Origin of the sequence: Sodalis sp. RH20 (assembly GCF_047324205.1) — a bacterium.
GTDB lineage: Bacteria > Pseudomonadota > Gammaproteobacteria > Enterobacterales > Enterobacteriaceae > Acerihabitans.
The window spans coordinates 630413-643654 of sequence record NZ_CP178733.1; the positions used below are offsets into that span (position 1 = coordinate 630413).

Sequence of the window (13242 nt, forward strand, 5' to 3'; positions counted from 1 at the left end):
CATGCTGAGCCGGGCGTTACTCGTCTTTAGGGAAATCCGCGCCGCGGGTGACGTCTGCCCAGCCATCAAAATCCCGCTGCAGGAGTTTGATTTTTTTATGGGCGTTTTCGAGCGCGGGGTTGCCCAGCAGTAAACGCAACGGCGGCTGCTTGGCTTCCACCGCCTTGACGATGGCCTTGACGGCGCGCACCGGATCGCCCGGCTGCTTGCCGCTGTTATCGCGACTGACGCGGGCGCGCGCATGCGCGGTTTCGGCATAGTCGGCGATGGTCTGCGGCGCCTCATTGGCCGAACGGCCGGCCCAGTCGGTGCGAAACGGCCCCGGCTCGACGATCAGCACCTTAATGCCCAAGGGTTCCACTTCCTGCGCCAGCGACTCGGACAAGGCTTCCACCGCGAATTTCGTGGCGTGGTAAAAACTCAGCGAGGGGAAGGTGGTAATGCCGCCGATGGAGGAGATATTGACCACGGTGCCGCTGCGCTGCTTGCGCATGGCCGGCAGCACGGCCCGGGTCATGGCGGTCAGGCCCCAGACGTTGATATCGAACATGCGGCGCACATCGTCCATATCACTCTCTTCGAACGAACCGAAATAACCGATGCCGGCGTTGTTCACCAGCACATCGATACGGCCGAACTTTTCCAGCGCGGCGCTCACGGCGGCGTCCACCTGTTCCTGGCGCGTGACGTCCAGGGTTAAGACCAGCGCATGATCCTCATGGCCGGCGATCAGATCGTTGACCTGGTCCGGATTACGGGCGGTAACGACCGTCGGATACCCCAAAGACAGGGTATGGCCGGCCAGTTCCCGGCCGAAACCCGTGGAGCAGCCGGTAATAAACCATACTGGTTTTTCGTGTTGCGTCATCATTATTCTCCAGATTGTTCAGGATAAGAGCCTCGTTACACGCAGGCGGCAAAGCAGCTGGTTAGCATAGTGTAATACCCCGGCCCGGGTTGCAACCGACGGATGATGCTGACAGAGGGGAAACGGTCCCCCAGCATGCTCTGCCGGCGCCATAAATAACCGTTCAGTCCATATCATTACCGGATAATGACGGGTTTGTAATGGTGCTGTTAATCAATAAAGCAACATCCGCTAAATCATGGCGGAATAATGTAATGCAGCTATCATTTATCGGCCGTTTCATTATTTAGCCTTGTTTTCCCGCCGGCGGTCCGCCAATAAAATTTATCCATATCCCGGTAAAATATTTTTTTAAAACTAAAAAAAAGTGCTGAAAAAAAACCTAATCTCAAGTTTCTGTGAGGTTAATCACGCCAAATGCTAAAAGGCGATAATATACTCCGCGTCAAATAGAAACGGTATTTCAATTTAAATGAATTTTTGTTTCTTTTTGTGATCATCAAAGTTGCGCTCTCAATATTCACTTCATTTCTCTGGGATGGTAAAAGATGAGGATAATAAAAAACTTACGTTGGTATATGATCGGAATGGTGATGCTGGCCACCGTGCTTAACTATCTGGCGCGCAATTCGCTGGCAGTGGCGGCGCCGACCATCATGCAAGAGATGCATTTTACCGTGCAGCAATATTCCTATATCGACGCCATATTCAAAGGTTGCTACACCCTGACGCAACCCGTGGCGGGCTACATCCTGGACCTGCTGGGCACCAAGTTGGGCTATCTGCTGTTCGCCATTGCCTGGGCGGTGCTGAATATGGCCCACGCCTTCGCCGGCAGCTGGGTGGCGCTGGGTATCCTGCGCGGCGCGCTGGGCATGGCGGAAGCCGCGGTGATCCCGGCGGGCCTCAAAGCCTCGTCCGAATGGTTTCCGGCCAGGGAACGTCCTGTCGCCGTGGGCTGGTTCAACGCCGGCGCCGCTGTCGGCGGCGTACTGGCGCCGCCGCTGGTGGCCTGGGCGATTATGGTGCACAGCTGGAACTTCGCGTTTTTGTTAACCGGCGGGGTGAGTTTAATCTGGGCGGTGGGTTGGTACAAATTATATAATACCCCGGATAAACATAAAAATATCTCCTCTGAAGAACGGGAATATATTTATGCTGGACAGGAATCCCGCCATCACAGCAGCAATACACAAAAAGTACCGGTAAGCCAATTACTCAAGGATAGCCAATTCTGGGGTATCGCTATTCCGCGCTTTTTAGCCGAGCCGGCCTGGGGCACGATTAATGCCTGGGTACCGTTATTTTTATGGAAAGTCTATGGCTTTGATTTAAAGCATATCGCCATGTTTGCCTGGATGCCGCTGCTGTTTGCCGATGTGGGCTGTATCCTCGGTGGCTATATGCCGGGCTTTTTCCAGAAACATTTCGGCGTTACGCTTATCGTGTCGCGCAAGCTGGTGGTGACCGTCGGCGCGCTGTGCATGATTGGCCCCGGGCTTATCGGTTTATATCACAGCCCGTATTTCGCCATCGCCATGCTGTGCTTCGGCGGTTTTGCCCATCAGACGCTTTCCGGCGCGCTGATTACGCTGTCCTCGGATCTCTTCGGCCGCAATGAAGTCGCCACCGCCAACGGCCTGACCGGCATGATAGGCTGGGGCGGTTCGACCTTGTTTACCCTGGTGGTCGGCGCGCTGGTGGGCATTATCGGCTTCTCGCCGCTGTTCCTGATGCTGTCGATATTCGAAATTACGGCGATGATTATCGTCTGGACCGTGGTAAAAGGGCGTCCCGATAAAACGGCGCTGCAGCCAACGCCTGTGGTCTAGCGGTATAACGACAATCACTATGCCGGGACGGACCTACGTCCCTGTAGCGAAAGATGACGTCCCGCGCCGCAGTCCGGCCGGGACGTTGCTATTTTTTATCACTTCGTCTCCAGGGCAGGCAGCCTGACAGGGCATTATCCCGCGGCGGTTTTTTTGCGTAGGGCGGCGGCGGTTCGTCATGCGGGGAGAGGGGAGCAACCGCCCCGCGTACGGGGCCGCGGCCATACTCAGTGAATGACGCCGGGCCGGACATGGACGCATTTCTGGTATTGACCGGCGCTTTATAGCGCGGATAGGTTTTCGTCGGATTGCCGGCCGGCACGATCCGGGCGGCGGACGCTTTGCCCGCGCTCACGCCGGTGCCGGTCTGCGTGGCCCCGGCGATGCCGTTCTTCACGGGCGCGGGGGAAGAGAGGGCCAGCGGCGTGTTGCTCACCGTTTCAGGAAGGGGAAACGTGGTGGAGTTGATGGACGTGCGTCCATAAGGACCATAAGGAATGGAGGGGGGGGCGAAGTTGTAGCGTGCGTTGATTGACGAGCGGTCGATATTCCCCTGATAAAACGCCGGCGAATGATCGTAACGGGTATAGCGTGTGTTTAAATAAGCATTATTCATTACCGATGGTACTCCTGTCATGGGGGAACACTGTGGAAATCCCGCGGAAAAAGGGAAAGATGAAAATGATGATAATGGAACACATGACTTAAATAACGGCCTAATGACGCCGTTTGCGCAAGGACGGCGGCGGTGAATGTCTTATTGACCGGCAAAACGCCGGGGAAAAACCCATGCGCGGATAAAGTGTCGCTTCAGGTTCCGGCCGGTTTGGGCTATCTTGTTCCCGGGCGATTCCACCACTTTTTTACCGTCGGCGCCGCGCGCCGTTAACAGGCCGTTATGGACAATCAAACCGATAAGCAAGCGCCTTCGCAAACCCTCCCTTCCCAGGGCGGCGGCCGCTGGTGGCAGCAGGGTAAACCGCCGGACTACCGTTTTTCGCTGGCCAACGAGCGCACCTTCCTGGCATGGATTCGCACGGCGCTGGCTTTTCTGGCGGGCGCGGTGGGCATCGATCAATTCGCGCTGGGCCTGGGAACGCATGAGGTGCGCGCGGCCCTGGCGGTGCTGCTGTCCGTCATGGCGGCAAGCCTTGGCATCATGGCGTACCGCCGCTGGGCGGCCAGCGAGCTGGCCATGCGCACCGGCGCTTCCCTGCCGCAGACCCCTCTGCTGCTGATGATGGCGCTGTTTGTGGCGGCCGTGGCCCTGGCGTTGACCGTGCTAATCCTGATGCCATGAGCGGACCTCTCTTGCCCGGCGCCGGCGGCGCCCCGCCGCCGGACCCCGGCCTGCAGCCTGAGCGCACCTGCCTGGCCTGGTCGCGCACCGCTTTCGTCGCCGCCGTTAACGCCTTGCTGCTGCTGCGCGCGGCGGCGACGGGCGGCAACCGGCTATTGCTGGCCGGCGGAACGCTATTGTTAATCCTGGCGGGCATGATGTGGCTGTGGGGATATGGCCGTCTGACGCGTTCGGCCTGGCAAGGCCGCTGGATGATGGCGCTGACCATGCTGACCGTGCTGTCAGTCAGTGTCATGACCGTGCTGTCGGCGCTGGGCTGAGGAAAAAACCATAATAACCAGCAATGCTATGGAACTGTGATGTTTATCACTGCAGGGTCTTAAGAATAATCTTAATATACACATCATCCTTTACAGAGCTAACGCCTTGGCCCCGGGTCATGAGCGCCGGAGATAAGCGCCGGAAAGGATAACGTCATTTTTTGACGGCCCCGGTGACGGGGCTTTTTTCCTCAGAAAAGCGCATCGGCCACTTACCTCCTCGCAAGAGGGAGTACAGCAAAGGTTGTCGGTGCGCTTCTCTGTCTCTATCGTCCAGTCATCCTCTCCGATCATGCATACATAAACGAAACAAAACCAATAATAATCACGGCGAGCGCTGCGAGAAAAGTAATGTCGTTGGTTTGCATAAGTCACCTCCCTTTCACCTGTCATCATTGTGGCCTTAACAGGAGGAAACGAGTGTGACTGAACAACCATTTTGCTTATGTAATAAGCAAAATGGGGTTAATGGCCGGCCCGCGGGCAAGCTTGCGCGTAGCCGCCGTCATTCCGCCGGGCGGCAAAAAAAAAATCGCATCCGGGAATAATCCGTATCCGCGCGCGTCTTATCCGTACCTATGCACCGCTTTGACGGAATCTAACTAGATGACAATATGATATGATAGAAGATATTGTATGGTTGGATAGGGTAATAGATTGATATGAAGAAGCTTTATTCCTATGTCAGATGGTCAACGGACAGACAGACAGGCAATACAAGTCTGGACCGTCAGACGGTAAAAGCTGCTCTTTTCGCAAAAGAGCATAATCTAGAGTTGGTCAGCATGATAGACGCCGGACTAAGCGCCTTTAAGGGTAAAAATACCTCTCCAGAGTCAGCACTAGGCAGTTTTATCCGTGCCGTTGAAAGTGGAGCTATACCGTCCGATAGCTGGCTGTATGTGGAGAATCTCGACAGGCTTTCTCGGCAGGATATCATCAAAGCTAATGAGCTATTCCTGCGCCTCCTGAATCTGGGACTAACAGTAACAACCGGCATGGACGGTAAAACTTATACAGCGGCGTCTGTCAATGCTAATCCTGTGGACCTGATGGTGAGCATATTGTTATTCATGCGTGCCAACGAGGAGTCTAAAACTAAGCAGGCACGCATCTACGGCCACGCGTTATCATTGATAAAGCGACACCAACAAGGTGAAAATGTTAATATAAACAGCATAGGGGCTGTGCCATGGTGGATAGACGCATCAGGCAAAACTGTTGAAAAACATCTTCAATACTGGGATGCTGCAAAAGAAGCCGTAAGGCTATTCCTTTTGGGCTATGGTCCTTATCGAGTTGTAATAGAACTAACCAAGCTATTCCCGCCGCCGCCAGGAAAGAAGCGCGCCCATGATGCCTCGGGATGGTCTGTTATCAATATAGCGGCCATGCGTCGGAATAGGGCATTAATGGGGGATAGGGACTTATCAATCGCGGGTGTCAGTTATCGGCTAGAAAACTACTACCCCCCATTATGCAGCGCTGCTGAATTTGCCAAGATTCAAGAGGTGAGGATAGGTAACAAAATCCCACAGGGCAAACAAAAAACAGCCTTAGCGTTATTATCGGGTATAGGAATATTGCATTGTGGCGATTGCGGAGGCGGGATGTCCTTTTATGTCCGAGATGGAAAAATACGTTATCGGTGTTCATCTCACACAAACAGAGTGGAGAATTGTCGCCAGTGGTCTGTAAGCGGTGAGTTATTAGAGCGTACGGCTATGATTGCATTGGTTCGAGGTTATATCTCATTTATGCTGGGTAATAAAAATCAAACAGAGTCGTTAGCATCCTTAATAACTTCAAAACAATCAGAACTTAAAGTTATTCAAGGTCAGATTGAAAATATCACCACTGCTATTACTTTAGGTGGAAATATTCCTGCATTAGTTGAAAAGTTAACATATTTGGAAAAACAAAAGACTCCATTATTGATTGATATTGATAATTTACAGACAAGAGAGTTGATAGCAGGTGGTCGCGAAGATACCGTCGATAAAATAACTGATACATTGATATTAATTACTCCGCAGATGCTAAAAGATATCAATCACCCTGATAGAATTTCATTACGGGAAGTTATAAGAACAGTTATTGATGGAGTGGTTGTTACGAAGAGGCAGGACAAAGGAATAGTTATTGTTTATAAAATCAGAAATGAAATAAACCATACCTTTGAGGCCACTACGCGGGGACAGTACCGGCAGATTATTGAACATGAGGATGACCTAGCATTAGACCCTGAATCTGAGTTAGGAAAGACCTATTTAGCGTCACGTGAGGCACTGGAACATCAAATGCTCGCGTCAGTGGGTAAAATACTTGACCGCTTACCTCCTTTGGTGGGTAAGATGTTCTGGGCTAAGCAGTGATCCTCTGTGTGTATGAATGAGTAGGGCTTTATATCAATCATTATCGGGGAAAGGTGGAAAACGATCATGGTTCAAGGTATTTGTAAACTTTGCATGGAACATAAAGTGCTAATGAATTCTCATATCATTCCTAGAAGTTATTACAAAAGGATAAAGAATAATAGTGGTCAACTCTTGATAATAAAGGAAGAATCTAAACCAAAACTTATGAACGGAGATTCAAAAGAGTATTTATTATGTTTTGACTGTGAGCAATATTTGAGTAAAGAATTTGAGCGATACGGCACAACAATATTTCGTACGTCTACAGATGTCATCAAAAATGAAAACCATATAGTTATAAATACTTTCAAGTTTAAGAGGTTTTATTTGTTTCTTTTAAGTATTTTTTGGCGCGCATCTGTATGTTCTGATTCAACTTATGCAAACATTATCTTACCAGATGAAATTAATGATTTATTTCGATTTTGCATTTTAAAAAATAGTCTAAAATTAGGTAAAAATAATAGTATCAGAATGGATCATTTTTTGAGAATTTGTGTATTTCGAGTGATTGACAAAACGGGTAATATGCCAGACTCTGTTATTCGTTCACTTATCACAAGCTTCAGCTTTAAGAAAACATCGCAACCTGATTTTTTAACATGGTATTTTATAGTTGAAGGGTTTTTAATAGTATATATAATGACAATAGGAAAAAACATACATGATTTACGAGCATCAAGATATAAATCTCAATTGAAATCAGGTAGTAGCATGAAAATTGATAAAATAAATATAGCTGAATCCGACGAATTGAAAATTATTTTCAACACTATTATTGCCAGTACGCGGCATAATGTTTAATCATCAGTATCGAAGGTCTTTGTGAAAGGACATTCTTGCGATTTCCGCAATATTATTGTTTTTGTTATCTGACTATTGCTATAAATACAGATTTTACCGTTAGGTGTTATTTCCTCATCGGGATCTGTGAGAGTTATACGTCCAGCCCAAACGGGCAGGGAAACCGAAATCAGCAACGCTATTATTAATGTTTTCATCAGTAGTCAATCCCCTCGTAAACCTGCTCAACGTCCCTATCGATAATACCGCAGTATGCAAGTGTGACCGCCTGTGAGCTATGGCCGTAAACCTTCTGGAGCACTGGCAACGATACGCCACGCTTCAAGCCATGATAGCCGAGATTTTTACGGGGGGTATGTGTCCCGATATGCAGTCCCAGCGCATCCCCTGCTTTTTTGAACTTCGCTGCGACTGTAACCCTTGAAATACTGACGCCGCTGGCTCTGTTTGATTGAACCTCAAACAGATATCGATGGGTAGGGTTCAATGCCCTGCGCTTCTCTATGACCCGTATAGCCGCAGGCGTGAGCGGCCTATCAACATACTTCTTTGTTTTTCCCTCCTTAACCTCAAGCGTCAAAGCTGTGCCTGTAAACTGGCTAAATTCCAAAGCCAGACAGTCACTTATCCTCATACCGGTCTGATTCAAGAAAATCCAAATATCAGCGTAAATCGGGCTGCTGTTCCCTTCTCTGAGCAAAATCTCAATCGTTTTAATGTCCTCCTTACGACGTACTGGCTCTACTTTTTGCATTTTTATGCTCTCCTGTTAACTGTCCTGCAAGGCCCACCATTCGGGCGCTGCGTTTTTTATCAATGAAATTCGAGGTTTTTGCGAAATAACATAACATGCATAATTTAACACAAAAAGATGATCATTTTCAATAGGTAGGGTGATATTAAAATCAATAAAATCACGATATGTAAGATAGAAAACAGGCGTTTTTATAATACTTTTGATTATCAGATACTTTGCATATAAATGGGTATTTAACTCTATTTAAATTGCATTAAAAATAGAGAGATAGCCATTAAGCAACACCATTGCACCCTCAAAATCCATGCCAGAAATGCCAAAATATCGCCTCTTTTCCCTTCCTTCTCGCTTACTGAATACTGATTCATCAAGTATGAATATATAATCATATCAGCAATGAATACTCATTCACTTTAAATCAATGAATAATAAATAGTAACGATTTCAGGTAGTTATATTTCTAACTTACACTTACTCATACTGTAAGTTAGGATCTTGGCGAGCATACAGGGAGGATATTTATATCCAAATGTAATGATAACTTACTGATACTATATTGATACGAATAATAACATATCTGGAATGATACTATTTCGAGATAGAAAATTATTGATGAGAAGTGAAAGAGAGAGATAAAAAAGTGTTTAACAAGTATTTAGTTGATAAAATCCATAATCAATAGGTGTATCCTATCAATTTATTATAGCTATTATCTGATTGTATCTATTACCTGACCTGCTCAATAGTAAATCTCAGCTATTGGGAGTAAGTGTTAATCACACTTTTAGCCATATGGTAAGGTAATGTTAATATGAAAATAGAAATAGTATATACGCAAAATGATATCGAAAAGACATATACATATCAAGGAGAAGACCTTGATGATGAGGGGATCGACTTTGAGCTTTTTACAGGTTTGAATTTACCTATGCGCGCTGGAGAAAGAGGTAGCAGAGTAACGGCCAAAGAACATTTAACAAGTAATGGAATCGAGATAGTAAAGGTAAATAGAAGTAATTAATAATACCCATCTATTATATGCCTCGTAGTGACATTCAAACTACGAGGCAATACGTTTCCTTACCTTTTGTATTTAAACCTTACCATGGCCTGTTTAGGTGGGTTATATTTGATTCCTGAATATAAACTATGATAGTATTATTAATGACGAGTGTTATTGTTTGGATATTTACCCTCCCATTATCCTTGTACAATAAACCACATCGAATATAAGCCCTCTAAACGGGCCATAGAGACGTTCTGATAATAAGCGGTAGGGTAGCTTACCTATAGCTATTTAAATCGAATGGTGAGGCTGACATGAGGTTTATTACAGATATAAACATAATGCCCCAACACAATAGTAATAAAAAAGAAAAAACGCAGAGGCGAGTCTTTCGCTTTTGCTCTCTCTCCAACAATATAGTGCTCACTGGCGTTGCGCTGGAACCTTGCACGAGTCCAAGAGGGAATACGGAGCGTAGCGGAGTATTAGCCGATTGGTCAACGAGTGTTATGAGGAAATGAGTTTACGAATTTTCGAGTTACACATAATATATCCCAGATTCTGGGATGACTTATCATAGGCTTTCATGCATTGCATGATCCAACAATGTATCTTGATACCGTAGGTATCGCTCCAACAATGTATCAGCGTGAGCTGATGAGTTAAGTTTCTTTTTCTTTTTTGTTTTTAAAATAATTATTTCTAAAAGATCTACACCAGACTCGAGTCCGAGAACGAACGTAGTGAGTGATTGGCTAACGAGAGTTGGACAAGAGCAACCGAAGGGCGCGATTTGTCCTTATCCTGAGGGTTTGCACAGTAGTTGATGTAGTACTCAGTACAGGTTTTATTAATAAGTAACTAAAATAAGAACTGCTCTTAAGGGCAGATCGAGTACTACTTAACCTAAAGTGATCACTTTCTTTTTCTTTTATTCTTATTCTATTATTCTTAATAGTAAGTCTTACTCATGTATCAATCCTGATAGTAGGGATTAAAAGCAAAAACAGGGGTAATTTAGATGTATCTGTATGATTAATAACAAATTTATTCGTGATACGCCTAAAGGAGCCACATATCAATATTGATAGTAGGCCATGTATCAGTATTGATAGTAGGCTCTGTCACAAGGCTACCCCTTGTATCAATCCTGATAGTAGGGTTTGTCATAGCCAGCCACAGGAACTAACACGTTGTAGGCGCAGTTGTCCTTTTGCAGTGATGATGAAAATACCTTGACATTGTGTCTGTGTTTTTGTTAAGATGCATATTGAGGTATTTCATCAAAAATAATTGAAATAAATCTTGACATATCTGTTAAAAATCTATATATTAAAGGTAAGGGGCAACAAAATCATCGTTGCCTTTTAATTTAATACACATGAATACATCGGGCCTGAACTGCTATATGCGTTTGGGCCTTTTATCGTCCGTATAAAACAGGAGGCATATTGCCGACAATCAAATATAATAATGTTAATGATATTTACAACGCGCTAATTAATGGAACCGTCCCCGTAAATCAAATCAGCAACGGCGCTACCAATCGAAATCTCACCTCAGCACGGCGACATATTTATGCCAAGGCGCTAAAACTCTTTCGCCTATATCGAGCACAGACTGAGGTTATGCAAATGAATATCGACGAGGAAAAATAATGAAATTCAATTTCAAACCGGCGGTTATGAAAACTCTCATTGAACATTGTCAAAAAGAAAGAATTTCACCAGCTGCATTAATTAATACATTGGTTACGCAATATATAAACAATATAAATACTCCACATTCAGAGGATAACAATGGGAAAACCGAACAACAGTAATGACGAGCTATTTGATAAGCTTTTTAAAAAAATAAAACGGTGCCGGACAATAACAAATAAGAAAACCGGCGATGTAGTTGATATCCCTCCCACAGCAAAAATAATTTATGCACATATGAGACCCATGTACATGTTCCACCACAGCGCGGGGCGTGATTATTATGAATCATATGAAAGTATCGCGGATGAAATCGCTATAGGACGCCAGCCAGTTGCACGTTTAATGAAAGTATTGGTTAAATCTGGTTTGGTGGAATATGTTTCAAAACGGGATAAATCAGGACATCTGAGAAATATTTACACAGTGCATAGTCCTGATGTTGATTTTTTAATATTTGATTGTGGCAATCAAAAACAACCCGTAGAGCAATTAACAGAGACAACCCAGCCGGTTGCATTACCTACACACCAAGAAGAGCGCAACGGCCCTATTATGCGCCCACCTGTGGATGATATAGATTACAGTCTGGAGTATGGTAACATTATCAATAATGCAGATAATGACCAATCAGATTATTTTGATGAAGTGGCAGACAAAGAGGACTTTCTAAGGGAACTATTCACACCTGTTTCCCACAACGCTGCATTTGAACAGATAACAAAACCAATGCCTGAACGTCAACAACAATGTGTTTCGTTGATGGACGACGATGACTGCCCATTTTAAAAATTAAACAAAACTACAACGGAGAGATAATGAACAATACAAACAACAATGCCAATACCCAGATTAATTCCCAACTAGAAGCATCTGAATATTTTAATGAGGTGATAGAACCTGTCGCTGAATGGGATGAAAACTATATTGAACAGATGCTAGAACGAATCTATGCAGAACCCGCACCATTTTGATGGAGGACAATTGCCAAACCCTGGACACCGTACCGCAAGATATGATTTAAAAACCGAACGATATAATCATTCTATTCCTAATTATTTATATACGGCAAAAAAGATTTCATTTCCTACCACTGTTACGCGTAAGTATGGTGAAACAAGTAATGAAAGTTTTGCTGAAACAGCACCACAACATTCAATAACTGTAACTGATGATTTTATTTATGTTTACGTATATTTGTATACCTCATTTGTTCAGGGGCGATGTGAGTTTACTACTGCTGAAATAATCGATGGGACTGATATTAAGACTACCCGGCTACAAACAATAATCAGTCAGTTCCGCACAGCAGGCATTGCGGATATTGAATGCAGTTTTAAAAAAGTACACATAAACAGTATTTTGTCTGTTTACAAATGGGGTAACAAAAATATATGGTTGGAGGAGAATTAATGAAAAAAAATGAAAAGCAATTAATTGCATTCTTGAAAGCAAAAAAATTCAAAAATAAATCAAATGGGAATGTGATAGAGATATCAGGTAGAACAAAGGATGTTTTTAGTTATCTGAATGATATGTATTATAAAAATTATTTTACTCCAACCACTGTAAGCGCCCCCAGAATGGCCTTAGCGGTGGGTTATGAACCGGATAGGATGTTATGGTCTCTTACTGAGTTAATAGCCGTACAATGGCTTATAGGGGCTTTTAGGACCATACCTGATCAAGAAGACTGGTTTCATTATAATTATATCATCGGATTTAATGAACTTGAACGCGATTACGAATACCTATAACAACAATAAAATGGAGAATAATAATGAAAAATAACGAAATCAATGTATTTATACCCGAGGCAGAATATCTGATTGCCGAAACAGAACATAATAAATTATTTATAGCGCTAACATCATTACAAGAACTATTAGAGAAAGCAAACAACTTGCCACTGACAGAATTCATATCCAGACTTGAGAGGGAGGGCGCAGTCTTTGAAGACATTTCTATGCAATATGAAGCATCAAGAAAAATTATCCATCCTCTGCTTGTAAATAAAACAGATGATTTATACCATGGCATTATTCGATTGTACGGAAATATAACATTAGATCTGTATAAAATGTATAAACCTGCTGAAGAAATATCTTGATATTTGTTATAATCGGCACTGTAAATATTGACAAATAACGCGAAAAATGTTAATATAATTATATGGGAAGTGATAAAGGCACTATTCCTTTTATATAATAGCTCTTCTTACGAAGGCTATTCCTAAAG

15 protein-coding genes are annotated in these 13242 nt (G+C 44.6%); 12 read left to right on the forward strand and 3 right to left on the reverse strand.

The genetic code is table 11. The features are described 5' to 3' along the window. Positions 1-16: 16 nt before the first annotated feature. Positions 17-871, reverse strand: a complete 855-nt coding sequence (locus ACL2XM_RS02945; RefSeq protein ID WP_410014252.1) for an oxidoreductase — start codon at positions 869-871, stop codon at positions 17-19. 545 nt (positions 872-1416) lie between these two features. On the opposite strand from ACL2XM_RS02945, the gene ACL2XM_RS02950 reads away from it, so the two are divergent. Further along, positions 1417-2700: an MFS transporter gene (locus tag ACL2XM_RS02950; protein WP_410014253.1), complete on the forward strand. Its 1284-nt coding sequence runs from the start codon at positions 1417-1419 to the stop codon at positions 2698-2700. An 88-nt stretch (positions 2701-2788) separates the two neighbouring features. Here ACL2XM_RS02950 and ACL2XM_RS02955 read toward each other — a convergent pair whose 3' ends face one another. Then, positions 2789-3316 (reverse strand): hypothetical protein, encoded by a 528-nt coding sequence (locus ACL2XM_RS02955; RefSeq protein ID WP_410014254.1) that lies wholly within the window; start codon positions 3314-3316, stop codon positions 2789-2791. 282 nt (positions 3317-3598) lie between these two features. On the opposite strand from ACL2XM_RS02955, the gene ACL2XM_RS02960 reads away from it, so the two are divergent. The 4 genes from ACL2XM_RS02960 (at position 3599) to ACL2XM_RS02975 (ending at position 7541) form a co-directional block, all read left to right on the forward strand. Beyond that, complete coding sequence (locus ACL2XM_RS02960) at positions 3599-4000, forward strand: YidH family protein (protein ID WP_410014255.1); 402 nt, start codon at positions 3599-3601, stop codon at positions 3998-4000. Then, on the forward strand, positions 3997-4320 hold the full coding sequence (locus tag ACL2XM_RS02965; RefSeq protein WP_413729751.1) for a DUF202 domain-containing protein: 324 nt from the start codon (positions 3997-3999) through the stop codon (positions 4318-4320). The genes ACL2XM_RS02960 and ACL2XM_RS02965 overlap by 4 nt, the downstream gene beginning before the upstream one ends. 662 nt (positions 4321-4982) lie before the next feature. Beyond that, positions 4983-6695: a recombinase family protein gene (locus tag ACL2XM_RS02970; RefSeq protein ID WP_413732271.1), complete on the forward strand. Its 1713-nt coding sequence runs from the start codon at positions 4983-4985 to the stop codon at positions 6693-6695. A 66-nt stretch (positions 6696-6761) separates the two neighbouring features. Continuing rightward, the gene (locus tag ACL2XM_RS02975) at positions 6762-7541 is read left to right on the forward strand and encodes a hypothetical protein (RefSeq protein ID WP_413732273.1); all 780 of its coding nucleotides are present in this window, start codon (positions 6762-6764) and stop codon (positions 7539-7541) included. Between the two features lie 196 nt (positions 7542-7737). Here the strand turns inward: ACL2XM_RS02975 and ACL2XM_RS02980 are convergent, their stop codons facing one another. After that, positions 7738-8295, reverse strand: coding sequence for a tyrosine-type recombinase/integrase (locus ACL2XM_RS02980; protein ID WP_413732274.1), 558 nt, complete (start codon positions 8293-8295; stop codon positions 7738-7740). A gap of 814 nt (positions 8296-9109) precedes the next feature. On the opposite strand from ACL2XM_RS02980, the gene ACL2XM_RS02985 reads away from it, so the two are divergent. From ACL2XM_RS02985 to ACL2XM_RS03015, 7 genes are all read left to right on the forward strand, one after another. Next, positions 9110-9319: a hypothetical protein gene (locus tag ACL2XM_RS02985; RefSeq protein WP_413732275.1), complete on the forward strand. Its 210-nt coding sequence runs from the start codon at positions 9110-9112 to the stop codon at positions 9317-9319. Between the two features lie 1642 nt (positions 9320-10961). Then, the gene (locus tag ACL2XM_RS02990; protein ID WP_413732276.1) at positions 10962-11126 is read left to right on the forward strand and encodes a hypothetical protein; all 165 of its coding nucleotides are present in this window, start codon (positions 10962-10964) and stop codon (positions 11124-11126) included. Continuing rightward, positions 11104-11793 (forward strand): DUF6945 domain-containing protein, encoded by a 690-nt coding sequence (locus ACL2XM_RS02995; RefSeq protein ID WP_413732277.1) that lies wholly within the window; start codon positions 11104-11106, stop codon positions 11791-11793. The genes ACL2XM_RS02990 and ACL2XM_RS02995 overlap by 23 nt, the downstream gene beginning before the upstream one ends. Positions 11794-11822: 29 nt before the next feature. Beyond that, the gene (locus tag ACL2XM_RS03000; RefSeq protein WP_413732278.1) at positions 11823-11978 is read left to right on the forward strand and encodes a hypothetical protein; all 156 of its coding nucleotides are present in this window, start codon (positions 11823-11825) and stop codon (positions 11976-11978) included. Continuing rightward, on the forward strand, positions 11956-12417 hold the full coding sequence (locus tag ACL2XM_RS03005) for a hypothetical protein (protein ID WP_413732279.1): 462 nt from the start codon (positions 11956-11958) through the stop codon (positions 12415-12417). The genes ACL2XM_RS03000 and ACL2XM_RS03005 overlap by 23 nt, the downstream gene beginning before the upstream one ends. Then, positions 12417-12761, forward strand: a complete 345-nt coding sequence (locus tag ACL2XM_RS03010) for a hypothetical protein (RefSeq protein ID WP_413732280.1) — start codon at positions 12417-12419, stop codon at positions 12759-12761. Before ACL2XM_RS03005 ends, ACL2XM_RS03010 begins: the two co-directional genes overlap by 1 nt. Before the next feature lie 23 nt (positions 12762-12784). Continuing rightward, on the forward strand, positions 12785-13114 hold the full coding sequence (locus ACL2XM_RS03015; protein ID WP_413732281.1) for a hypothetical protein: 330 nt from the start codon (positions 12785-12787) through the stop codon (positions 13112-13114). Positions 13115-13242 lie beyond the last annotated feature (128 nt).